Source organism: Mycobacterium sp. NGS58 (genome assembly GCF_059812385.1).
Genome location: NZ_JCALCO010000001.1, coordinates 199,297 through 221,600 on the forward strand (window position 1 = coordinate 199,297; position 22,304 = coordinate 221,600).

The window sequence follows — 22,304 nt, forward strand, 5'->3', positions numbered from 1 at the left end:
AAAGGCGATGCCCCGCACCCAGAAGAAAAGGAAAGATCGAGAGATGCCACAGGGAACTGTGAAGTGGTTCAACGCGGAGAAGGGCTTCGGGTTCATTGCTCCTGAAGACGGTTCCGCCGATGTGTTTGTCCACTACACGGAGATCCAGGGTTCGGGCTTCCGCACCCTCGAAGAAAACCAGAAGGTCGAGTTCGAGATCGGCCACAGCCCTAAGGGCCCCCAGGCCACCGGAGTCCGCTCCGTCTAAGACAGAGCAGACCTGAACGGATACCCCCCGTGCAGACCCGCCCAGCGGGTCCAGCCGGGGGGTTTCCTCTTTTACTGCCACGACCAGGGGCGCATCGCGGTTGGCCCGGTACGCCGCGCCGGTTGCCTCAAGACGCGGACCGGCCCGCTGGCCTACTGTCGGGGGCGTGAGCCAGCTTTCCTTCTTTACAGCGGAGTCGGTGCCGCCCGCGGTCGCCGATCTTTCCGGGGTGCTGGCGGCGTCCGGGCAGATCGTCACCGTGGGTGCCACCGGTGAAAATCCCGTCGCGGGTGCCCGGCTGTCGGTGGTCGTGGATCAGTCCTGGCGGGCCTCGGCGCTGGCCGAGATGATCCGGGAGGCCGGCCTGGTGGCCGAGATCAGCCGGACCGATGAGGACACCCCGTTGGTGCGGACGGCTGTGGACCCCTCGTTGAGGACGCTGGCCAGCGAATGGACGCGCGGTGCCGTCAAGACGGTGCCGCCGCGCTGGCTGCCAGGGCCACGCGAATTGCGGGCGTGGACGCTGGCGGCCGGCAACCCGGAGGGCGAGCATTACCTGCTGGCATTGGATCCCCACGCGCCGGACATGCACTCGCCGCTGGCGTCCGCTTTGATGCGCGTCGGGATCGCGCCCACCCTGATCGGCACCCGTGGCGGTCGGCCGGCGCTGCGGATCAGCGGACGTCGCAGGCTATCGCGCCTGGTAGAGAACGTGGGGGAGCCGCCCGACGGCGCCGAGGCGTTATCGCGGTGGCCCCGCGTCTAGCCGGCGGACAGCACCCGAAATCGCATTGGCTTTCCGTCGTCTTCGCGAAGGTCGGTTTGCGTGGGCCCGCCCAAGGGTGCGAAATTGTCAGGTGCCGCAGGGCGGAGGAACGGTCGCGTACCTGAGTTTCACCGGAATTTTCGATGCCGACCTGTCATTCTTCCTGCAGGTGGTCTCGCGGGGGGACCAATCAGGGATGGAGCGTAAGGGCAGTTGGCTGACCCGAAACTAAAGGACACCGGCAGCGGCCGGCGGCGGCTCGTGATTGTCGAGTCGCCCACCAAGGCGCGCAAACTGGCCAGCTACCTGGGCTCCAGGTACATCGTCGAATCGTCGCGCGGTCACATCCGCGACCTCCCCCGGGCCGCGGCCGACGTGCCCGCGAAGTTCAAGTCGGAGCCGTGGGCCCGCCTCGGGGTGAACGTGGACGCGGACTTCGAACCGCTGTACATCATCAGCCCCGAGAAGAAGAGCACGGTCACCGAGCTCAAGGGCCTGCTCAAGGACGTCGACGAGCTCTATCTGGCCACGGATGGTGACCGCGAGGGCGAAGCCATCGCCTGGCACCTGCTGGAAACCCTCAAGCCGAACATTCCGGTCAAGCGGATGGTGTTCCACGAGATCACCGAGCCGGCGATCCTCGAGGCCGCCGAAAACCCCCGAGACCTCGACATCGACCTGGTCGACGCGCAGGAAACCCGGCGCATCTTGGACCGCCTATACGGCTACGAGGTCAGCCCCGTGCTGTGGAAGAAGGTCGCCCCCAGGCTGTCGGCGGGCCGGGTCCAATCGGTGGCCACCCGCATCATCGTGCAGCGTGAGCGCGACCGCATGGCGTTCCGCAGCGCCTCGTACTGGGACATCCTGGCCAAGCTGGACGCCAGCGTGTCCGATCCGACGGCACAGCCGCCCACCTTCACCGCCCGCCTGACCGGGGTCGACGGCCTGCGCGTGGCCACGGGCCGTGACTTCGACTCGCTGGGTCAGCTGCGCAAGGCCGACGAGGTGACCGTCCTCGACGAGGCGAGCGCGACGCAGCTGGCCGCGGGCCTGCGCGGCGCCCAGCTCAGCGTCGCGTCGGTGGAAGAAAAGCCCTACACCCGGCGGCCCTACGCACCCTTCATGACCTCGACGCTGCAGCAGGAAGCCGGCCGCAAGTTGCGGTTCTCCTCCGAGCGCACGATGAGCATCGCCCAGCGGCTCTACGAGAACGGCTACATCACCTATATGCGTACCGACTCCACGACGCTGTCGGAGTCGGCGATCAACGCCGCGCGCACCCAGGCCCGCCAGCTCTACGGCGCCGAATACGTGTCCCCGTCGCCGCGCCAGTACACGCGCAAGGTCAAGAACGCCCAGGAGGCGCACGAGGCGATCCGGCCCGCGGGTGAGACGTTCGCGACCCCGGACGCGGTGCGCCGCGAACTCGACGGCGACGAATTCCGCATCTACGAGCTGATCTGGCAACGCACGGTGGCCTCGCAGATGGCCGACGCGCGCGGCACCACGCTGAGTCTGCGGATCAACGGCCAATCAGCCAATCGCGACGTGGTGTTTTCGGCCAGCGGTCGCACCATCACCTTCGCGGGCTTTCTGAAGGCTTACGTGGAGACCGTCGACGAATTGGCCGGCGGTGAGGCCGACGACGCGGAGAGCCGGCTGCCGCAGTTGACCCAGGGCCAGCGGCTCGACGCCATCGAACTCACCCCCGACGGCCACGCCACCAACCCGCCGGCGCGTTACACCGAGGCGTCACTGGTGAAGGCCCTCGAAGAGTTGGGCATCGGCCGCCCGTCGACCTACTCGTCGATCATCAAGACCATCCAGGACCGCGGCTACGTCCACAAGAAGGGCAGCGCGCTGGTGCCTTCATGGGTGGCGTTCGCCGTAACCGGTTTGCTGGAACAGCATTTCGGGCGCCTGGTCGACTACGACTTCACCGCCGCGATGGAGGACGAGCTCGACGCGATCGCCTCGGGACAGGAACGGCGTACCGACTGGCTCAACAACTTCTACTTCGGCGGTGAGCACGGGGTGGCCGATTCGGTGGCCCGCTCCGGTGGCCTGAAGAAACTCGTCGGCGTCAACCTGGAAGGCATCGACGCTCGAGAAGTCAACTCCATCAAGCTCTTTGACGACGAGCAGGGCCGGCCGGTGTATGTGCGGGTCGGCAAGAATGGGCCCTATCTGGAACGCATGGTGACCGGCGACCCCGATGATCCCAGCGGCGAACTCAAACCGCAGCGGGCCAACCTCAACGACTCGCTGACCCCCGATGAGCTGACGCTGGAGGTGGCCGAGCAGCTGTTCGCCACCCCGCAGGAGGGTCGCGTGCTCGGGGTCGACCCGAACACCGGTCACGAGATCGTCGCCAAGGACGGCCGGTACGGGCCGTACGTGTCCGAGGTCCTGCCCGAGCCACCGCCCGACGACGACGGCAGCGCCGCGCCGGCGAAGAAGGGCAAGAAGCCCACCGGCCCCAAGCCTCGCACCGGTTCGCTGCTGCGCACCATGGACTTGCAGACGGTCACGCTCGAGGATGCGCTGCGGCTCCTATCGCTGCCGCGGGTGGTCGGCGTCGATCCCGCCTCCGGCGAGGAGATCACCGCGCAGAACGGCCGTTACGGCCCATATCTGAAGCGCGGCACCGATTCTCGCTCGCTGGCGACCGAGGAGCAGATGTTCGACATCACTCTCGAGGAAGCGCTGAAGATCTACGCCGAACCTAAACGCCGCGGCAGGCAGGGCGCCGCCGCGCCGCCGTTGCGCGAGCTGGGCGCCGACCCGGCGACGGGCAAGCCGATGGTGATCAAGGACGGCCGGTTCGGGCCGTACGTCACCGACGGCGAGACGAACGCCAGTCTGCGCAAGGGCGACGACGTCGCGTCGATCACCGACGAGCGCGCCGCAGAACTGCTGGCCGACCGCCGCGCGCGTGGTCCGGCGAAGCGTCCCGCCAAGAAGACCAGCCGCAAGGCGCCGGCCAAGAAGGCGGCGGCCAAAAAGGCCGCCAAGCGCAGCTAGTCCGGCTCAGTAGCCCGGGCCGATGGTTTCGCCGGACATCTCCTGGGCCCGAGCCTGGGTGGGCGCCGAATCCGCCGTTCCCGCCAAGTGCACGGGGCGCGCCAGCTGGGTCGGCGCCCGGCGGCCGCGCAGCTCCACGACCTCGCCGACATCCCAGCACAGGGCCTCGGCGTCCAGGGCCCCGCTGACCGCGATGGCCGACGCGAGGACGTGCCCGGGCTCCAGCTTGGCCAGCTCGGTGAGTCGGGCCGCCTCGTTGACCGGGTCGCCGATCACCGTGTACTCGAAGCGGGCCTGCGCGCCGATGTGACCGGCGATGGCCCGCCCGGATGACACTCCGATGCCGAACTCGGCCGAACCGATCACCGGCAGTAGCGCGTCGTGCAGTTCCCGGGCCGCGGCCAGCGCTCCACCGGGTGAGTCGGGGTGTTCGATCGGAGCGCCGAAGATGGCCAGCGCGGCGTCCCCCTGGAACTTGTTGACGAAACCGCCATGCTTGCCGACGGTTTCCACGACCACCCGGAAGAACTCGTTGAGCAGGTGGACGACCTCGGCGGGCGGGCGGGTCGCCGCCAGCTGGGTGGAGCCGACCAGGTCCACGAACAGCACCGCGACGTCACGCTCCTGGCCGCCGAGCTCGGTGCCGCGCTCCAGCGCCCGTCGGGCCACGTCCTCACCGACGTAGCGGCCGAACAGGTCGCGCAGCCGCTGCCGCTCGGACAGGTCGCGCACCATGTCGTTGAAGCCCGCCTGCAGCAGGCCCAGCTCGCTGGCGTCGTAGATCTGCATGTGCGCGTTGTAGTTTCCGCGCTGCACCTCGGAGAGCGCCCAGCGCAGCTGGCGTAGCGGGTCGGCGATCGACATGGCCACCAGCAGCGTGCTGACCAACCCGATGCCCAGCGCGGCCACCGCGAGCAACAGGATCGGGGTGAACAACTTCTCCGGCGTGGCATGCAGCAGCGAGATCTTGTCGGCGACCACCGCCAGCACGATCGCCAGCACCGGCACGGCGGTGGACAGCATCCAGGTCAGGATCTGCCGCAGGATGACCCCGGGCGCCTTGACGTTCTCGGGCACCCCGCTGCGCAGGGCGGCCACCGCCACCGGCCGCAGCACCCGCTCGGACTGCAGGTAGCCGATGATCGAGGTCGCCGCGGCGCCCAGCCCGGTGGCCACCGCCACCACGGGTGCGGCGTAGCGGGCCACCGACCAGCTGGCGATGATGAACACCACGCTGCCGATGGCCCACGCCCCGATGCTGATCAGCGTGCGGTAGAACGGCATTCGCAACGCCCGGCTGCGGGCCAGCTCGGTGGCGGCGGGGTCGGCCTCGGCCAGCATGTTGTCGCGGCGCTGCCACCGGAACACCGGCAGCAGCAGCCGCAGAGTCAGGGCCAAGCCGGTGAGGAACACGACGACCAGCGCCGTGGCGAAGATCGCCACGTTCAAGACGGGCAGATCCTGTAACTGGATGCGATCCTCGGGCGGCAGCGCGTAGCGGAGGAAGCCGAGCACAAACAGTGCCCCGATGATGTCGGCCTGCAGCATGCTGAGCGAGAAGAGCGGCCACGGTGTACGCATCACCCAGCGGACGAATGCGCTGATCCGCCCCGGTAGTGCAGCCGCCGTTGTCACTAACCCACCGTATCGGTCACCGGTGACCCTTCGGAAACTTAATACTCATCTAGGCAGGTTGCCCGGGGCCCGCCACGACGTCGGAGATAACGGAACGGTCGCGGTACGGTGGCCGTTCGGTATCTGTCGGCAGCGCCATTAGTGTTACCGGTGATGTCCGGGGTGTTTACGCGGCTGGTAGGCCAGGATGCGGTGACGGCCGAGTTGCTGGCGGCCGCCCACGCCGCCCGTGGTGACTCAGCCCACAGCGTCGCGGGCGCGGGGACTATGACACATGCGTGGCTGATCACCGGTCCGCCCGGTTCCGGGCGCTCGGTGGCGGCGTTGTGTTTCGCGGCCGCGCTGCAGTGCACGTCCGACGGGGAGCCGGGCTGTGGACGTTGCCATGCATGCACGACGACCATGGCCGGCACCCATGCCGACGTGCGGCGGGTGATTCCCGAAGGCCTGTCCATCGGCGTCGACGAGATGCGTTCGATCGTGCAGATCGCGTCGCGGCGCCCCGCCACCGGACACTGGCAGGTTGTGGTGATCGAGGATGCCGACCGGTTGACCGAAGGCGCCGCCAATGCCCTGCTCAAGGTCGTCGAGGAACCGCCGCCGTCGACGGTGTTCCTGCTCTGCGCGCCGTCGGTGGATCCTGAGGACATCGCCATCACATTGCGTTCCCGGTGCCGGCATGTGGCGCTGGTGACGCCGTCGACCGAGGCGATCGCACACGTGCTGGCCGAGAGCGACGGCTTGACGCCCGACACAGCGAGCTGGGCGGCGTCGGTCAGCGGTGGCCATGTGGGCCGGGCGCGACGGCTGGCCACCGACCCCGAGGCCCGCGCGCGCCGGGAGCGGTCGCTGACGCTGGTGCGCGACGCCGCCACCCCGTCGCGGGCCTACGCCGCCGCCGAAGAGCTGGTGGCGGCGGCCGAAGCCGAGGCGATCGTGCTGACCGCGGACCGCGCGGAGGCCGAGACCGAAGAGCTGCGCACGGCTTTGGGTGGCGGCGGCACCGGCAAGGGCACCGCGGGCGCGATGCGCGGCGCGGCCGGTGCGATGAAGGACCTTGAGCGACGGCAGAAGTCGCGTCAGACCCGCGCCTCGCGCGACGCCCTGGACCGCGCGCTGATCGACCTGGCGACCTATTTCCGTGACGCGCTGATGACCTCCGCCAGTGCCGGGGGGGTGCGGGCCAACCATCCCGACATGGCCGAGCGGGTGGCGGCGCTCGCCGCCCACGCCCCGCCCGCGCGGCTGCTGCGCTGCATCGAAGCGGTGCTCGAATGCCGCGAGGCGCTGGCGATCAACGTCAAGCCCAAGTTCGCCGTCGACGCCATGGTCGCCACCATCGGCCAGGAACTGCGTGATTGATTTCGGGCGGCTTGGGAGTGCCTGCCCTTCTGCCGTAGACTCGTGCCGCCCGGCGTGCGGGTATGCCGCCTTAGCTCAGTCGGTAGAGCGATTCACTCGTAATGAATAGGTCGGGGGTTCGATTCCCCCAGGCGGCTCCATAGTTTTACGCGGGTACGACGAACCCCACCGGGCCCGATGCGAGGCACAACGCGAGCGCGGTGGTGTTGGCGCGCACGGTGATCGCGTCCCCGGCGCCCGGCAGCCGGGCGAAGACCCGGTTGAGTCCGGGATGCACCGGCACCTTGACCTGGGGGCCTTGGGTCATCGACAACGTCATCGAGCCGTCGCTGTTGGCCAGGTAGTTCAGTTCGACGGTCCAGTCGGCCGGCAGCAGCGGGCCGTCGAGGACCAGGCGGGCCGGCCTGTCCGGTTGGGCGAAGTAACCGCACCGCGGCATGGGCCCAGGAGCGATGGTCCGAACCCAGGTGACCCGCGCCTTGACCAGCCGGCCCGAGCTGTCGATCATGCGCAATTGGGTTGTCGCAGGCGCGAATTCGGGCCTATCGCGTAGCAGGGCAAACAGGTGGCTGGCCATATTCTCCGGGGCGGCCACCCGCTGCAGCACCAACGGATCGACCTCCTGATCCAGCAGCGGCGCGTCCGAGGCCGCACGCGCGGCGGCCAGTGAAGCCCGGGCGTTGCGCAGGTATGGCTGGGCGGGGTTGTCGCGCCAGCTGGTCAGGAACGTCGACGTCGAGTACAGGCTGCTGGCCGCGAACAACACCGTCAGACCCGCGACACCCGCGGTGCGTTTGCGCGAAGCGTCGAGCCAGCGCGGTCCGGCCTGCCGGTTGGGGGCGCTCAATGCCACGGCCGCCAGCAGCGCCAGCACCACGACCAGATCCGGCAGGTAGCGCAGGGTCTGCGCGAGTTCCAGCGCGGTCTGTTTCGACGACCGCATCAGATAGATCGGCACCTGGCAGGCCACGGCGTAGCCGACGGCGACCAGCCACACCGGCCCGATACGTTCCTTGCGAACCAGTGAGACCGCGAGGGTGCCGGCCAGCACCAGCCAGCCCAGCACCATCACCGACGGCGGGGGTGTGGCCCAGGGCGAGGCCGGCGCCCACCGATCCCAGTGCCACGGGCCGCCGGCCAACCCCGGCACGATGCCGTGCGTGATCGAGCGCATCAGCAGCTGCCACGTCATCGAGAGGTCGGAACTCCACCGCTGCTGATTGACCACGGCCAGATACAGCGCGATCCAGCCGGCGGTGACGACCAGCGCCGCGATCCATAACCGCCGGCCGCCCCGCCACGCGGTCGCCAGCGCCGACCCCACGCTGCGATCGCCGGTCACATGGCACATCAGCGCGGCGACCGCGAACGCGACGAACGGGATCACCGCGGCCTTCTCGAAGAACAGCAGCCCGCCGAAGTACGCCAGTACCCCGGTCACCGCGTAGCGGCGTTCGCCGGTGCGCATCAGCAAGATGGCGTCGGCGCACACCCAGGCCAGCGCGGTCAGCATCGGCAGTGAGTTCAGCGCCGCCGCCCACCACGCGAATCCGGGCACCGCCAACGGCGTGAACAACGCGAACGTCAACGGGATCAGCAGCACCGGCCGCCAGCCCAGGATGACGCACAGCGCGCGCAACAACGCCAGCGATGCCAGCAGTTGCAACACCACCAGGCTGACCGCCGGCCAGGTCCAGTTCAGCGGCGCCAGCCGGATGATGGTGCCCGCGACCAGAAATGCCCCGGGCATGAGATGGCCGTCGTGGTCGTCGAACAGATACGACGGCGCCAGCAGGTTGTGGGTGCCGGCCTTGCCGATGAGGATCAGGTCGTCCCAGTAGAAGTAGCCACCGAACGCCAGGACCGCGCGCACCACCAGCTGCACCGCGATGAGCGCGGCGGCCAAGGCAGCTATGTATGGTGGGCCGGTGCGTGCACTGGTTACCGGGGCGGCCGGATTCATCGGCTCGACGCTAGTCGACCGTCTGTTGGCCGACGGTCATGCGGTGGTGGGGCTGGACAACTTCGCCTCCGGCCGCGCGACCAACCTCGAGCATCTGGCCGACAATCCGGCGCATGTCTTCGTCGAAGCGGACATCGTGACCGCCGACCTGGAGGCCATCCTCGACGAGCACCGCCCGGAGGTGGTGTTCCACTTAGCGGCCCAGATCGACGTGCGGCACTCCGTGGCCGACCCACAGTTCGACGCATCGGTCAACGTGATCGGCACGGTGCGCCTGGCCGAGGCCGCGCGCCGCGCGCAGGTCCGCAAGGTCGTGCACACCTCCTCGGGCGGATCCATCTACGGCACACCGCCGCGGTACCCCACGCCCGAGACCGTGCCGACCGATCCCGCCTCGCCGTATGCGGCGGGCAAGGTGGCGGGCGAGATCTACCTGAACACCTTCCGCCACCTGTACGGCCTGGACTGTTCACATATCGCGCCGGCGAATGTCTATGGCCCCCGCCAGGATCCGCACGGTGAGGCCGGTGTGGTGGCGATCTTCGCCCAGGCGCTGCTCTCGGGTAAGCCCACCAAGGTTTTCGGCGACGGCAGCAACACCCGCGACTACGTTTTCGTCGACGACGTCGTGGACGCCTTCGTCAAGGCGTCCGGAGAGGCGGGTGGCGGGCAGCGTTTCAACGTCGGCACCGGCATCGAAACCTCGGACCGCCAACTGCATTCGGCGGTGGCGGCCGCTGTCGGGGGGCCCGATGACCCGGAGTTCGCGCCGCCGCGGCTTGGCGACCTCAAGCGGTCCTGCCTCGACATCGGTTCGGCCGCAGCGGTATTGGGCTGGAAACCGAAGGTCGAGCTGTCCGAGGGGGTGGCCCGCACGGTGGAATTCTTCCGGCGGGCGCAGGCCGGCTAGACCGCTTCGGGAGCCTGCGCGGACTCCATTGCCACCGCCCGGGCCAGCCGCGCGTACCGCAACTCGAGGTCCTTGAACCGCATGTAGGTGCTGAGCGTGGTGAAGCAGAACGCCATGATCAGCGCGTAGAGCATCAGGTCGGTGCCGCGGCGCACCCCGAACCACTGCGCCACCACCGTAGTGTCATCGGGCCGCAGCACGGCGTAGACGCCGGCCAGCACGAACACCACATAGCCCACCTTGACCCACGCCCGGGATCGGGCGTTGCGGCGCGAGCGCAACAGATAGACCAGCAGCGCGACAATCGATCCGATCAGCAGCACTTGAATCCAGTTCATTTTTCAACCCTTTTCATCTCGGAAGCCTGCCTCGCAGGAACCCGTCGAAAATGATGTTGACGCCGTTGAGCAGGGGCTGCCCCTTCGACATCGAGTACGCGGTGTAGAGCACCTCGATCGGTTCTTCGGTGACGCGCCAATTATTTTCGTCGATCAGCATGATGAATTCGTTGGCGTGGCTCATGCCGCTCATCGTGATGTCCAAGCCGTCGGCGACCTTCTTGTTGAACACCCGAAGCCCATTGTTGGTGTCGGTCAAGCCAAGTCGGCGGCCGCGCCGGCTCAACCGCGCGGCGGTCTGCAACACGATCCGCTTCATGAACGGTGGCCGGGCGCCGTGCTGCGCGCCGAACCGGGTGCCGATGACGATGTCGACGTCGCCCACGCGCAACCGGTCGACCATCGTCGCCAGGTCCTTCACGCGGTGCTGGCCGTCGGCGTCGAACGTGGCGAAAATCTCGGCCCCCGGCTGCTGGCGGGCGTACTCGACACCGGTCTGGATGGCGGCGCCCTGCCCGAGGTTGATCGGGTGCCGCACCAGGTGAGCGCCGGCCCGCAGGGCGATCTCGCCGGTGTCGTCGGCGCTGCCGTCGTCCACGCACACGACATGGTCGAACACCGAGCGCACATCGGCCACCACCTCACCGATGACAGCTGCTTCGTTGAAGGCCGGAATGACGACCCACACGACCTGCGTTTCAGTACCCATTTAAGCCCACAAGGTACACGCTGACGCGGTCATATCAGCCGGTAGAGCGCGCGGCGCGCGACAGAGCCACCAAATGAACTCCGATCCCCACCAGCGGGCCGCACAGCAGCCCGACCACGGTTCGGGTCTGCAGGGACAGCGGCAGCAACAGCAGCAGTCCCGAGGCGACCGTGGCGCTCACCCAACCCAGCGAGTAGGCCCGGTGCAGGGCGGCGGCCACCGCCGCCGCGCCCGTCAGCGTCAGCATGGCGATCGCCACCGCGGCGGCGGTCAGCCACGCCAGCAGCGCGCTGCTGGCGTGGTACTGAGGCCCGAAGGCGACCCGCAGCAGCCACGGGCCCACCACGGCGGCGGCCAGCACCCCGACCGCGCCGATTCCCCCAACGATCGCCGCCGGGGCGAGCAGCGCACGAATCCGGTCGCTGCGCTCGTCGACGAAATGGGCAATCAGGTTGCCCTGCATGGCCGTCAGCGGCACCAGCAGTGGCGCGCGGGTCAGCGTGACGGCCAGGATGATCACCCCGCCCTGCGCGCCGAGCTCCGCGCTGGTCAGCTTCAGCAACACCGGAAAACCCATCACCAGGATGGCGCTGGCCCCGGCCGCGGTGATCGAATGCGCAGCGCCCCTTAAAAAAGTCGCGGTGCCGCCGGGGGTCAGCAGGCGGGCGGTGGCCCGGGTCGCCGGCGAGGCCGTCAGCAGGATCAGCCAGGCGACCGCGCCCGCCACCGTCGCCCACAAGAAGCCGACCAGACGCCAGCCGAGTGCCACGGTTGCCGCGGCCACCATCACGCGGATGACGGCGTCGGTCACCATCAGCGCGCCGTAGCGGGTCCACTGGTTGGTGCCGGCCAGCATACCCAGCAACGTGGCGTGCACGCAGAACCCGGCCAGCCCGACGGACAGCAGAGCCACCGATCCCAGCCGCGCCTCGACGAACACCCGTCCGCTCCACAGCGGAGAGCTGCCGGCGATCACGATGGCCGCGGCCATCCCGACCAGCAGGGCGACCCGCATCGGGTGGGTACGGGGTTCGCCGGACACCGGCAGGGCGGCCAGGTCGCTGACATAGGGCCCTCGAGCGAAGCAAGAGCGAACTTCCCGGGTGGTCTCCTGCAGCAGGCCGTTGGCCGCTCCCGTCACCAGTCCGAAAGCGCCCCAGAACACCCCGAAGATCGAAAAGCCGCTCGGCGCCAGATCGCGGGCGGCCAGATAGATCACCGCGTAGCCGCACAGCGCCGTCACCGCGGTGGCGGTGCCGACCCTGGCCATGCTGCCGCGGGCCACCGGCCCCTGTGAGGCGCTGATTTCGGTCATCGGGGCGGCGGCGCTTTCGGCCGGGTGTCCCGATGTCTCGCCACAATTTGAAAATTCTATGCGGCCCGCAGCAAGCGACCACCGCGGCGATCCGGTTCGCTAGGGTGGTCGGCTGTCGGGGAAGGATCCATGTCCGCTTTGCGCACGTTCGGGATCTCGCTGCTGGTTACCGCGGCGGCCCTCGGCGTCGGATATGCCTACGGCGGCTTCAAAGGTCTGTACCTGCTGCTGGTGCTGGCCGTCCTCGAGGTGTCGTTGTCGTTCGACAACGCGATCATCAACGCCTCCATCCTGAAACGGATGAGCCGCTTCTGGCAGCGGATGTTTCTGACGATCGGAATCCTCGTCGCCGTGTTTGGCATGCGACTTCTCTTCCCGCTGCTCATCGTGTGGGCGACAGCTGGTCTGGACCCGGTGCGCGCGATGGAGCTGGCCCTGCATCCGCCGCCGCACGGCGCGCTGGAGTTTCCGGACGGCTCGCCCAGCTACCAAAAGCTCGTCATGGCGGCACACCCCCAGATCGCCGCGTTCGGTGGAATCTTCCTCCTGATGCTGTTCCTGGATTTCGTTTTCTATGACCGAGAAATAAAGTGGCTCAAGTGGATTGAGATCCCGTTCGCACGCTTGGGCCGGCTGGGGCAGGTGTCGCTGGTGGTCACCTGCCTGGTGCTGGTCGGAGTCGGCACGCAATTGACGCACTCGGGTGACGAGGCGGCGACGGTGCTGACCGCCGGGCTGCTGGGCATGGTGACCTATCTGGTGGTCAACGGGTTGAGCCGGGCGTTTCGGCCATCCGACGCCGAGGCGACGGCCGCCGCGACTGGCTGGGCGGGCCTGACGCTGTTCCTCTACCTCGAAGTGCTCGATGCCGCGTTTTCGTTCGACGGCGTCACCGGCGCGTTCGCCATCACCTCGGATCCCATCGTCATTGCGTTGGGGCTGGGACTGGTGGGCTCGATGTTCGTCCGGTCGATCACCATCTACCTGGTGGGCCAGGAGGCGTTGGGCCGGTACGCCTACCTGGAACACGGAGCGCACTGGGCCATAGGCGCGCTGGCGGTCATCATGCTGGGCTCCATCGAGCCCCGATTCGAGGTCCCCGAAGCGGTCACGGCCTCGGTCGGCGTGGTCTTCATCGCGGCGGCGCTGGGCTGGAGCATCCTGCGCAATCGGCGCGCCGCCCGCGCCGGAGACTAGTGCCCGCCGGCGTAGGTCAGTGCCCTTCGGCCTTGAACCGCTCGATCGAGCGCTGGATCTCCGCCTCGGCTTCTTCGCGACCAACCCAGTCCGCGGCCTTGACGAACTTGCCCGGTTCCAGGTCCTTGTAGTGCACGAAGAAATGCTTGATCACGTCCAGCTCGAACTCCGGAACGTCCCCGATGTCCTGGACGTGGTCCCAGCGATGGTCGCCGGCCGGTACGCACAGGACCTTGTCGTCGCCGCCCTTTTCGTCGGTCATCCGGAACATGCCCACCGGACGCGCCTCGACGATCACGCCGGGAAACACCGACTGCGGCAACAGCACCATCGCGTCCAACGGGTCGCCGTCTTCGCCGAGGGTGTCCTCGATGAAGCCGTAGTCGGTCGGGTAGGCCATCGCGGTGTACAGGTAGCGGTCCAGACGTAGCCGTCCAGTCTCGTGGTCGACCTCGTACTTGTTCCGCTGGCCCTTTTGGATCTCGATGGTCACGTCGAATTCCACCGCGTCGGCTCCTTGTCTGATGAGGAAGGCGTCTGTTTGGGCAGACCAAATTTGCCCTGCTACACCCTAGTCGAGCGCATCGGCGCGGATTCGGCAGAATGGGTCCAGACAGTCAGGAGAGTGATGGCCCGTACTCGCTGGCAAAAATCCACCCCAGTGCTCATCGGGTTGGGCGTGCTGGTGTTCGTCGCCGCCGTCGTGGCGGCGGCGGTGTTTTTCACCACGACCGGACACGGCGCCAACAGCACGCATGCCCCGATACCGCCCCCGCACGCGCCGGCGGTGAAGCCCGGCATGACTCCGGTGAGCGACACCGCCGAACTACCCAGCGGACCCGGCGTCGGCGCAATGCTGGCGCCGGTGGCAAGCGACCCCAACCTGGGTCGGCTGGGCGGACGAATCACCGACGCCATCACCGGAAAAGAGCTGTGGCAGGTGGCGGCCGACATGCCGTTGGTGCCCGCCTCGACCAACAAAGTGCTCACGGCGGCCGCGGCCTTGCTCACGCTCGACCATCAAGCCCGGATCAGCACCCGCGTGGTGGCCGGCAGCCAAAACGCGCAGGGACCCGTCGTGCTGGTGGGCGCGGGCGATCCGGCGCTGTCCGCCGCGCCGCCCGGCGTGGACACGTGGTACCGGGGGTCGGCCCGGATCAGCGATCTCGTCGAACAGATCCGCCGCAGCGGCGTTACGCCGACCGCGGTGCAGGTGGACACCTCGGCGTTCAGCGGGCCGACGATGGCGCAGGGTTGGGACCTGGCCGACGTCGACAACGGCGATATCGCGCCGATCGAGTCGGTGATGATCGACGCCGGCCGCATCCAGCCTTCGACAGTCAACTCACGGCGGTCCCGTACCCCGGCCCTGGATGCCGGCCGGGAGCTGGCCAAGGCGCTGGGATTGGACCCGAACGCGGTGACGATCGTCGCCGCGCCGTCGGGGGCACGGCAGCTGGCGGTCGTTCAGTCGGCGCCGCTGGTCCAGCGGCTGTCCGAGATGATGGATCACTCCGACAACGTGCTTGCCGAAAGCATCGCTCGCGAGGTGGCGGCCGCGATCAACCGACCGCGTAGCTTCGCCGGCGCCGTCGACGCGGTGACCAACCGGCTGACCACCGCGCACGTCGACACCGCGGGTGCAACGCTGCTGGATTCCAGTGGACTCTCGGTCGACGATCGGCTGACGGCCAAGACGCTCGACGGCGTGCTGCAGGCCGCGGCGGGGCCCGACCAGCCGTCGCTGCGGGCGCTGCTGGATCTGCTCCCGATCGCCGCCGGCAGCGGGACGCTCGCCGATCGCTTCACCGACGCCTCCACGGCCCAGGGCCCGGCGGGCTGGCTGCGGGCCAAAACCGGCTCGCTGACCGGCATCAACGCGCTCGCCGGAGTGCTCACCGACCGCAGCGGCCGGGTGCTCACCTTCGCGTTCATCTCCAACGATGCCGGCCCGAACGGTCGCAACGTGATGGACGCGCTGGCGACCCGGCTGTGGTCCTGCGGGTGCTCATGACGCCGTCGCCGGACTTGACCCTGGGCACCGCCGTCGACTGGCAGTTCGCGGCCTCGGTCGGTCGGCGGCTGGCCCGGCCGGGTCCGCCGTCCAGCGACTACACCCGCCGCCAGGTGATCGACGAACTCGCCGCCGCGTCCACCAAAGCCGAACCGTTGGTGCGTGACGTCACCGGCCTGGTGACCAATGGTGCGGTGCCGGCCGCCCGCATCGTCGACCGTCCGGACTGGATCGCCGCGGCCACCGAGTCGATGCGTGTGATGATGCACGGCGCCGAGAAGCCGCGCGGGTTTCTCACCGGTCGCGTCACCGGCGCGCAGACCGGCGCCGTCCTGGCGTACGTGTCCTCGGGGATCCTCGGCCAATACGACCCGTTCGCCAGTGATAACGGGGCCAAGACGGGCTGCCTGCTGCTGGTGTACCCCAACGTCCTCGCCGTCGAGCGGCAGCTTCGGATCGAGCCGTCGGATTTCCGGCTATGGGTGTGCCTGCACGAGGTCACCCATCGGGTGCAGTTCACCGCAAATCCGTGGCTGCCCGACTACATGTCGCACGCGCTCGGGCTGTTGACCCGCGATACCGGAGAGGACATCGGGCAGGTGATCGGCCGGCTCGCCGACTATGCCCGCAGTCGCGGCGACAAGCCGTCGGAACCCGACGCCAACTCGTCGGGGGTTCTGGGACTGGTGCGCGCGGTGCAGTCCGAACCGCAGCGGCAGGCGCTGGACCAGTTGCTGGTGCTGGGCACGCTGCTGGAGGGCCACGCCGACCACGTCATGGATGCCGTCGGGCCGATGGCGGTGCCGTCGGTGGCCACCATCCGCCGCCGGTTCGACGAGCGCCGCCACCGCAAGCAGCCGCCGCTGCAGCGGTTGTTGCGCGCGCTGCTGGGGCTCGATGCGAAGCTCAGCCAGTACACCCGCGGCAAGGCGTTCGTCGACCATGTGGTCGGCCAAGTGGGGATGGCGCGGTTCAACGCCATCTGGACGGGCCCCGATACGCTGCCGCTGCCCGCCGAGATCGAAGAGCCCCAGCGATGGATCGACCGGGTGCTGTAGGCCAGCTGCGCGCGGCTGTCGAGGCGTTCATCAAGGCCCACCTCGCCACCGTCGAACAGTGGTGCGTGGCGCTGTCCGGCGGCCCGGATTCGCTGGCGCTCACCGCGGTCGCGGCCCAGCTGCGGCCCACTACCGCGGTGGTCGTCGACCACGGGTTGCAATCCGACTCGGCCGCCGTCGCCGAGACCGCCCGCGCGCAGGCCATTTCGTTGGGATGCGTTGCGGCCCAAGTGATCCGGGCTCAGGTGGGCAACCGGGGCGGTCCCGAGGCGGCGGCGCGCGCGGCCCGGTACGCGGCGTTGAGCGCCTATCACACCGGTCCAGTGCTGCTGGGCCACACGCTGGACGACCAGGCCGAGACCGTGCTGTTGGGTCTGGGCCGCGGGTCCGGGGCGCGCTCGATCGCCGGGATGCGGCCGTACGACCCGCCGTGGTGCCGGCCGTTGTTGGAGGTGCGCCGGGCCGTCACGCACGGCGCGTGCCAAGAGCTTGGGCTGACTCCCTGGCAGGATCCGCACAACACCGACCGCCGTTTCACCCGGACCCGGCTGCGCGCCGAGGTGCTGCCGCTGCTGGAAGACGTGCTCGGAGGTGGCGTGGCCGAGGCGCTCGCCCGCACCGCGACCTCGCTGAGGGAGGATTCCGAGTTGATCGACGCGCTGGCGGCCCGGGCGCTGCCCGAGACCAGGGCGGACTCCGGCCTGCGGGTGCGGGCGCTGGTGACGCTGGACGCCCCCGTGCGGCGGCGGGTGATCCGGGCCTGGCTGCTGACGGGCGGGGCAACGAACCTGACCGACAAGCAGATTCGCGCGGTGGACGCCCTGGCCACCGACTGGCGTGGGCAGGGCGGAGTGGCGGTGGGGTCGCCGGTTCCCGATCAACGATTGTTCGCGGGCCGCCGCGACGGCGTGCTGACGCTGTGGCGCGAGCCCGTCGGCAAACCAAGGCAATAGCCCCAGCGTCGGGGCTGCCCTTGGTTATTCGCCCGTCCTCGTGGCACTCTGTGGGCGTGGCCCAGATCTCCTCGGCGATCACCCCCGCTCAACCCGCGGAGCTCTACCCCGGGGATATCAAGTCTGTGCTGTTGACGTCGGCGCAAATTCAGGCGCGAATTGCCGAACTCGGCACCGAAATCGGGGAGAACTACCGCGACGCGGCGATCGAGACAGGACAGGACCTGCTGCTGATCACCGTCCTCAAGGGTGCTGTGATCTTTGTCACCGACCTGGCCCGCGCGATCCCGCTGCCGACGCAGTTCGAGTTCATGGCCGTCAGCTCGTACGGATCATCGACGTCTTCCTCGGGCGTGGTGCGCATTCTCAAGGATCTGGACCGCGATATCGAGGGCCGCGACGTGCTGATCGTCGAGGACGTCGTCGACTCGGGCCTCACCCTGTCCTGGCTGCTGCGCAACCTCAAGACGCGCCACCCGCGTTCGCTGCGGGTGTGCACGCTGCTGCGCAAGCCCGACGCGCAGGGCGCCCATGTCGACATCGCCTACGTGGGCTTCGACATTCCCAACGACTTCGTCGTCGGCTACGGCCTCGATTACGACGAGCGCTACCGCGACCTGTCCTACATCGGAACCCTGGATCCCAGGGTCTATCAGCAGTAGACCCCGCCCGGACTCGCCGGGCTCAGTCCGATGGCGGCGACCCGCTACGCCCGGCTACGCCGCGCTTGCGATCGCCGCTAGTCCAGCTCCCACACCGCGGTCACCGAGAAGGTCACCGTCTGCTTGCCGGGCTCCAGCGGAACCATCGACGGCATGGCCCGCGGCGCCCCGGCCGGCGGCGGGGTGTTGCCGGCGGCCTCCGAAATGGACAGCACCCGGCCCAGCCGGAGCCCGGACAGCTGTGCGTACTGCTCGGCGCGGCTCTTCGCGTCGTTGAACGCCCGCGAACGGGCGTCCTTCACCAGTTGCGAGTCATCGGCGATGGAATAGCGGACGGATTTGATGCGGGTGGCATCCCCGCCAGTGCCGACGATGAGGGCAAGCAACCGCGACGCGGCATCCGTCGGGTGGATTTTGACGGCGATGGCGTTGGTGGCGCGGTACGCGGTGATGGCGGCGGTACCGCTGGGTCCGGGGTTGTTGTATTCGGGTGACAGCGTGACCTCGGTGGTGCTGATGTCCTTTTTGTCGATGCCGGCGCCGGTGAGTGCGTTGATGACCGCTTGTTGGCGATCGTTGGTTTGGTTCATGGCCGTAGTGACATCGGGTGCGGTGAATTCGATGCCGACGTCCGCGGTCAGGGTGTCCGGGACGCCTTGCACCTGGCCGGTGCCCACAACCGTGACCTGACGAGGGTTGGCCCCGGGGGGCGGCGGGTTGTGCTTGTCGCATGCCGAGATCGCCGCGAGTGTGAGCCCGGCCGCGGTCACGGCGATCGATCGGCGGACAAACCTTCTAATGCTGGGTTTCGGCATGACTGGACCTTAGCGGCTGGATTGCTTCAACAAGCGTTGCGGCATCACCAACGCAACGCGATCGCGATTCTGCTTGCCTGAGTGCAGGTTTGGCGCACCTTTGTGCCACGCCGGGCTCGCCCTACAGAAGCGGCAGTATCTTTCCGCCCGGACCCTCTTCGGGTGGTCCGGACGAGTCGGACTTGAATCCACGGATTCCCTTGTCCCTCGCCCGTTTATCCGCGAGCCTCCGCTGGACGTCGTCGGGGAGGCGCCCAATGCGGTCGGGCGAATTCCACAGTTCCCAGGTCTGGATCGCCCAGTACAAGGCGAACTCGAGGATCACCGCCGATTCGACCAGAATGATTATTGGTTGCCATGCGGGATGCTTGAGATGCACTGCGACAATCACGATTAACGTCACCAGCATCATCCCGGCAATGATCCAGTAGCACCACTTATAGCGGTCCTTGTGCGGTGACTTCACAGTGTCCTCCTGCCTGACAACGAGCGCGGCGCAGAACACGGTGATGATGAAGGACAAGAGCATCAGGACGCCGGCGATGCCGTGGATATACCCGTAGAACCGGTCCGGGAAAAAGACAAGGGCAATGAAGCCGATCGCCATAATCGCCCAGAAAATCAACAACGCTACGGCCCCCAACGGGCTTTTCTTATGCCGAGTGTGGTTGCGCCTGTGCAGCGCGGCCATTGTCAACCAGCCCCCAAACAGCGCGATAACGACCGTCCACACGTTGGGCTGAATTGCGGGCTCGAATTGGGGCGGCAGATCATTCTTTCCACACAGGGGCGTGGGTCGACCCTGCGGCACCATCGCGATCATCAATGCGGAGACTCCGGCCAGATTCAACAACACATTTTCGGTGTCGTTGCTGCCCTTGTACATGATGAATAGCGCGCCCAACGCCAGAAGCGCGGCGATCAGGATGCTGTGCGCGGAGGTGTAATAGTAAGCACTGAGGGTGAATTGCCAGCAGGTTGAGGCTAGCTGCTCTATGACAATGGCCACAAAGACCATCAGGGCTAAAATCACCATGCCCACGCGCACGTCACGGTATATGGCGAGTGTGATTGGCGTTCTTTTCTGGTCGTCCATGCTGCCTACTTCAGACCTGTCCGGTATTTATTCGGGACGATAGACGGTGATATCGCGGTCCGCAGAGGATTTAGGGAAATGTGCAACATTGGTTCGGCATTGCTCGGTTGACCGCCGGGCAGATCGCGGCCGCCAGGGCGCTCGAGGCGGACAAGACTTTGGAGATCAACTCGCCGTCGTCAAGGCGGCCGGAGGTGCCGGCTTCGCGCGGCCTGCAGACGCGCACAATGAGATACAACAGACCATTTGACGCCGAAGCCATGACGGTGAGCGGGCGAATACCGCCACCCCGCATAAAGTGCTGATTCGGTAGTGCATGACACGTTCTGGGCCGCGCCCAGGCTCAGCCGCCGGCCACGGGGAGCATGACGACTCCCAACGCTCGGCTAGGCCGGGCCCCGTCCAAACCATCGTCGGCAAAGCCCGGTGAGCGCCTCAGTGACCTCATATAGATTCTTATATGACCCCAAATATATTCTTTCACAACTGGTTTCATGCCGCCTCCAAATGTTGCACCATTTCGGCTCAGCTAAGTGAACAGTTCCCATCTGGGTCGTGAATTGACCACTCTCGGGCTGTCATCGGTGGACATGACTGGCCTAACGTGTCCAGGCGTATGACTCGGCGGATCTATCGGTGCCGAGATTTATTGAATTGAAAGGGGTTTGACAAGACATGTCGTTCTTGAATGCGCAGCCCGAGATATTGGATGCTGCTTCTCGCGAGCTGCACAGGATCAATGCGTCCGTGCGGGAGGGAAGTTCGGCGGTGGTACTTCCCACGACCATGGTGGCCCCCGCCGCAGCCGACGCGGTATCGATATTGACCGCGCAGCAATTCTCCCGGCACGGCCAGCTCTTCCAAGAGATAAGCGCGCAGGCTGCGTCGGCTCGTGAGCAGCTGGCGACAGTGCTTGGCATCAGCGCCGGTTCGTACGCCGCAACGGAGATCGCCAACACTGCCGCGGTCGGTTAGGCGAGAACACCATGCTCGACTTCGCGCAGTTGCCGCCGGAGATCAACTCCGCGCTGATGTACGCAGGACCCGGCTCGGCGCCACTGCTAGCCGCCGCGTCGGCCTGGGAAAGTCTGGCCACTGAGTTGCATTCCGCGGCCACCGCCTACGCGGCGGTGATCGCGGGCCTCACCGACGGACCGTGGCAGGGGCCGGCCGCCTCGGCAATGCTCACTGCGGTTGCCCCACAGGTGGCGTGGTTACTCGCCGCGGGTGGAAAGGCCGAACACGTCGCCACTCAGGCGGTGGTCGCGGCGAGTGCCTATGAGTGGACATTCGCCGAAACGGTGCCACCACCGGTGATTGCGGCGAACCGGGCCTTGCTGGCGCAGTTGCTGGCTACGAATTTCCTCGGCCAGAACATCCCGGCCATCGCGGCCACCGAGGCGCAATACGGCGAAATGTGGGCTCAAGACGCCGGCGCGATGTACGGATACGCCGGTGAGTCGGCCGCCGCGTCGATGTTGCCGCCATTCGAGCCGGCCGCACCGGCTACCAACCCTGCCGGCCCGGCTCGTCAGGCCGCCGCGGTGGCAGAAGCGGCCGGAAGCGCGAGCGGGCAGGACGCGGTGCCCCAAACGCTGAATGCGCTGACCGGGTCGACGAACAATCCCACGCCGTCCGCCAATCCCACACTCTCCCTGGGCGGCATCAGCCTGAACCCCGACGGCGATGGCCTGGTGGTGGGGGGCCCGTTGGGTGATTTGTTGGAGGGCCTGACGGGGTCGCAAACATTGGATGCCAGTACGCCTTTCGACGCGTTCATCCGATTGATTCCCCGACGCGGCTCTTCACCACGTCGTTCAAAGACATCCAAGGCATCGCGCAGGGCATGATGCCGGCCGCTAAGTCGGCCACCGAGGGCGTCGCCAAAGCCGCGGAAGCCTCGCTGCATGCCACCGTTTCGGGCGCGGGTCCGGGCTCGGTGGGCGCGGTTGGCGGAGCCGTCGGAAAGGCGGCATCAGTCGGCGGATTGTCGGTACCGGCAGCCTGGGCGAGCACGGCCCCGACGGCACCTTCGGTGGCCGTCGCCCTCAACGGCGCCACAGCCGCGGGGATGGCTGACCGTGCCACGAATGCGGTCGGTGGGGTGCCGATTACGTCCACCGGCGGTACGGGGCGCAGCGCCGGCGCCCACTTTGTGGCCCCCCGTTACGGTTTCAAGCCCACCGTCATTGCCCAGCCCCCGGCCGGAGGCTGAGCCGAGGACCGAACCGGTATTGGGA

General features: G+C 67.7%; 19 protein-coding genes, 1 tRNA gene and 1 pseudogene. 13 read left to right on the top strand and 8 right to left on the bottom strand.

The annotated features are described in order from the left end of the window. Positions 1 to 43: 43 nt before the first annotated feature. The 3 genes from cspA (at position 44) to topA (ending at position 4,037) form a co-directional block, all read left to right on the top strand. On the top strand, positions 44 to 247 hold the full coding sequence (gene cspA / locus AC5Y4H_RS00995) for a cold shock protein CspA (RefSeq protein WP_007166602.1): 204 nt from the start codon (positions 44 to 46) through the stop codon (positions 245 to 247). A gap of 166 nt (positions 248 to 413) precedes the next feature. Continuing rightward, complete coding sequence (locus tag AC5Y4H_RS01000; protein WP_499977781.1) at positions 414 to 1,013, top strand: hypothetical protein; 600 nt, start codon at positions 414 to 416, stop codon at positions 1,011 to 1,013. A gap of 213 nt (positions 1,014 to 1,226) precedes the next feature. Next, on the top strand, positions 1,227 to 4,037 hold the full coding sequence (gene topA, locus AC5Y4H_RS01005) for a type I DNA topoisomerase (protein ID WP_499977784.1): 2,811 nt from the start codon (positions 1,227 to 1,229) through the stop codon (positions 4,035 to 4,037). Positions 4,038 to 4,043: 6 nt separating this feature from the next. On the opposite strand, the gene AC5Y4H_RS01010 is transcribed toward topA, so the two are convergent. Beyond that, entirely contained in the window at positions 4,044 to 5,672 is a 1,629-nt protein-coding gene (locus AC5Y4H_RS01010) for an adenylate/guanylate cyclase domain-containing protein (RefSeq protein ID WP_499977786.1), read from the bottom strand. A 153-nt stretch (positions 5,673 to 5,825) separates the two neighbouring features. Here AC5Y4H_RS01010 and AC5Y4H_RS01015 point away from each other — a divergent pair, with 153 nt between their 5' ends. Then, on the top strand, positions 5,826 to 7,034 hold the full coding sequence (locus AC5Y4H_RS01015) for a DNA polymerase III subunit delta' (RefSeq protein ID WP_499977788.1): 1,209 nt from the start codon (positions 5,826 to 5,828) through the stop codon (positions 7,032 to 7,034). A 64-nt stretch (positions 7,035 to 7,098) separates the two neighbouring features. Beyond that, positions 7,099 to 7,174, top strand: a tRNA-Thr gene (locus AC5Y4H_RS01020). Positions 7,175 to 7,179: 5 nt separating this feature from the next. On the opposite strand, the gene AC5Y4H_RS01025 is transcribed toward AC5Y4H_RS01020, so the two are convergent. Beyond that, positions 7,180 to 8,997 (bottom strand): hypothetical protein, encoded by a 1,818-nt coding sequence (locus AC5Y4H_RS01025; protein WP_499977790.1) that lies wholly within the window; start codon positions 8,995 to 8,997, stop codon positions 7,180 to 7,182. On the opposite strand from AC5Y4H_RS01025, the gene AC5Y4H_RS01030 reads away from it, so the two are divergent. Beyond that, entirely contained in the window at positions 8,963 to 9,907 is a 945-nt protein-coding gene (locus tag AC5Y4H_RS01030) for an NAD-dependent epimerase/dehydratase family protein (protein ID WP_499977792.1), read from the top strand. The two genes, AC5Y4H_RS01025 and AC5Y4H_RS01030, sit on opposite strands and share 35 nt — an antisense overlap. On the opposite strand, the gene AC5Y4H_RS01035 is transcribed toward AC5Y4H_RS01030, so the two are convergent. Genes AC5Y4H_RS01035 through AC5Y4H_RS01045 form a run of 3 tightly spaced genes read right to left on the bottom strand, consistent with a single transcriptional unit; the run spans position 9,904 to position 12,269 of the window. Beyond that, on the bottom strand, positions 9,904 to 10,245 hold the full coding sequence (locus AC5Y4H_RS01035; protein ID WP_499977793.1) for a DUF2304 domain-containing protein: 342 nt from the start codon (positions 10,243 to 10,245) through the stop codon (positions 9,904 to 9,906). The two genes, AC5Y4H_RS01030 and AC5Y4H_RS01035, sit on opposite strands and share 4 nt — an antisense overlap. Before the next feature lie 13 nt (positions 10,246 to 10,258). Continuing rightward, the gene (gene ppgS, locus AC5Y4H_RS01040; protein WP_499977794.1) at positions 10,259 to 10,954 is read right to left on the bottom strand and encodes a polyprenyl-phospho-N-acetylgalactosaminyl synthase PpgS; all 696 of its coding nucleotides are present in this window, start codon (positions 10,952 to 10,954) and stop codon (positions 10,259 to 10,261) included. A gap of 34 nt (positions 10,955 to 10,988) precedes the next feature. Then, entirely contained in the window at positions 10,989 to 12,269 is a 1,281-nt protein-coding gene (locus AC5Y4H_RS01045; protein ID WP_499977796.1) for a hypothetical protein, read from the bottom strand. 129 nt (positions 12,270 to 12,398) lie between these two features. Between AC5Y4H_RS01045 and AC5Y4H_RS01050 the strand changes: the two genes are divergently transcribed. After that, the gene (locus tag AC5Y4H_RS01050; RefSeq protein ID WP_499977797.1) at positions 12,399 to 13,466 is read left to right on the top strand and encodes a DUF475 domain-containing protein; all 1,068 of its coding nucleotides are present in this window, start codon (positions 12,399 to 12,401) and stop codon (positions 13,464 to 13,466) included. 16 nt (positions 13,467 to 13,482) lie between these two features. Here the strand turns inward: AC5Y4H_RS01050 and AC5Y4H_RS01055 are convergent, their stop codons facing one another. Next, positions 13,483 to 13,971 carry an inorganic diphosphatase gene (locus AC5Y4H_RS01055; protein WP_499977798.1) on the bottom strand — a complete coding sequence of 163 codons (489 nt, stop codon included), beginning with the start codon at positions 13,969 to 13,971 and terminating at the stop codon, positions 13,483 to 13,485. Positions 13,972 to 14,094: 123 nt separating this feature from the next. Here AC5Y4H_RS01055 and dacB point away from each other — a divergent pair, with 123 nt between their 5' ends. The 4 genes from dacB to hpt are packed head-to-tail and all read left to right on the top strand — an operon-like array spanning position 14,095 to position 18,153. Beyond that, positions 14,095 to 15,480, top strand: coding sequence for a D-alanyl-D-alanine carboxypeptidase/D-alanyl-D-alanine endopeptidase (dacB, locus tag AC5Y4H_RS01060; RefSeq protein WP_499977800.1), 1,386 nt, complete (start codon positions 14,095 to 14,097; stop codon positions 15,478 to 15,480). After that, positions 15,477 to 16,538, top strand: coding sequence for a zinc-dependent metalloprotease (locus AC5Y4H_RS01065; protein WP_499977801.1), 1,062 nt, complete (start codon positions 15,477 to 15,479; stop codon positions 16,536 to 16,538). Before dacB ends, AC5Y4H_RS01065 begins: the two co-directional genes overlap by 4 nt. Next, a complete protein-coding gene (gene tilS, locus AC5Y4H_RS01070; RefSeq protein WP_499977803.1) occupies positions 16,517 to 17,491 on the top strand; it encodes a tRNA lysidine(34) synthetase TilS in 975 nt (324 codons plus the stop codon). Before AC5Y4H_RS01065 ends, tilS begins: the two co-directional genes overlap by 22 nt. Before the next feature lie 50 nt (positions 17,492 to 17,541). Further along, positions 17,542 to 18,153: a hypoxanthine phosphoribosyltransferase gene (gene hpt, locus AC5Y4H_RS01075; RefSeq protein ID WP_067133494.1), complete on the top strand. Its 612-nt coding sequence runs from the start codon at positions 17,542 to 17,544 to the stop codon at positions 18,151 to 18,153. 77 nt (positions 18,154 to 18,230) lie between these two features. Here the strand turns inward: hpt and AC5Y4H_RS01080 are convergent, their stop codons facing one another. Together AC5Y4H_RS01080 and AC5Y4H_RS01085 are read right to left on the bottom strand one after the other, a co-directional pair. Next, the gene (locus tag AC5Y4H_RS01080) at positions 18,231 to 18,968 is read right to left on the bottom strand and encodes an SIMPL domain-containing protein (RefSeq protein ID WP_499977804.1); all 738 of its coding nucleotides are present in this window, start codon (positions 18,966 to 18,968) and stop codon (positions 18,231 to 18,233) included. 121 nt (positions 18,969 to 19,089) lie between these two features. Beyond that, complete coding sequence (locus AC5Y4H_RS01085) at positions 19,090 to 20,064, bottom strand: hypothetical protein (RefSeq protein WP_499977806.1); 975 nt, start codon at positions 20,062 to 20,064, stop codon at positions 19,090 to 19,092. A gap of 675 nt (positions 20,065 to 20,739) precedes the next feature. Between AC5Y4H_RS01085 and AC5Y4H_RS01090 the strand changes: the two genes are divergently transcribed. After that, complete coding sequence (locus tag AC5Y4H_RS01090) at positions 20,740 to 21,039, top strand: PE family protein (protein WP_499977808.1); 300 nt, start codon at positions 20,740 to 20,742, stop codon at positions 21,037 to 21,039. 11 nt (positions 21,040 to 21,050) lie between these two features. After that, positions 21,051 to 22,279, top strand: a pseudogene (locus tag AC5Y4H_RS01095) (PPE family protein). The last annotated feature ends 25 nt before the right edge of the window (positions 22,280 to 22,304 follow it).

Excerpts from the sequence above, each read along its gene's own strand:
- cspA (WP_007166602.1), top strand. The coding sequence starts at position 44 with ATGCCACAGGGAACTGTGAAGTGGTTCAACGCGGAGAAGGGCTTCGGG.
- AC5Y4H_RS01015 (WP_499977788.1), top strand. The coding sequence starts at position 5,826 with ATGTCCGGGGTGTTTACGCGGCTGGTAGGCCAGGATGCGGTGACGGCC.
- AC5Y4H_RS01025 (WP_499977790.1), bottom strand. The coding sequence starts at position 8,997 with ATGAATCCGGCCGCCCCGGTAACCAGTGCACGCACCGGCCCACCATAC.
- AC5Y4H_RS01035 (WP_499977793.1), bottom strand. The coding sequence starts at position 10,245 with ATGAACTGGATTCAAGTGCTGCTGATCGGATCGATTGTCGCGCTGCTG.
- ppgS (WP_499977794.1), bottom strand. The coding sequence starts at position 10,954 with ATGGGTACTGAAACGCAGGTCGTGTGGGTCGTCATTCCGGCCTTCAAC.
- AC5Y4H_RS01045 (WP_499977796.1), bottom strand. The coding sequence starts at position 12,269 with ATGACCGAAATCAGCGCCTCACAGGGGCCGGTGGCCCGCGGCAGCATG.
- AC5Y4H_RS01050 (WP_499977797.1), top strand. The coding sequence starts at position 12,399 with ATGTCCGCTTTGCGCACGTTCGGGATCTCGCTGCTGGTTACCGCGGCG.
- dacB (WP_499977800.1), top strand. The coding sequence starts at position 14,095 with ATGGCCCGTACTCGCTGGCAAAAATCCACCCCAGTGCTCATCGGGTTG.
- AC5Y4H_RS01065 (WP_499977801.1), top strand. The coding sequence starts at position 15,477 with ATGACGCCGTCGCCGGACTTGACCCTGGGCACCGCCGTCGACTGGCAG.
- tilS (WP_499977803.1), top strand. The coding sequence starts at position 16,517 with ATGGATCGACCGGGTGCTGTAGGCCAGCTGCGCGCGGCTGTCGAGGCG.
- AC5Y4H_RS01080 (WP_499977804.1), bottom strand. The coding sequence starts at position 18,968 with ATGCCGAAACCCAGCATTAGAAGGTTTGTCCGCCGATCGATCGCCGTG.
- AC5Y4H_RS01085 (WP_499977806.1), bottom strand. The coding sequence starts at position 20,064 with ATGGACGACCAGAAAAGAACGCCAATCACACTCGCCATATACCGTGAC.
- AC5Y4H_RS01090 (WP_499977808.1), top strand. The coding sequence starts at position 20,740 with ATGTCGTTCTTGAATGCGCAGCCCGAGATATTGGATGCTGCTTCTCGC.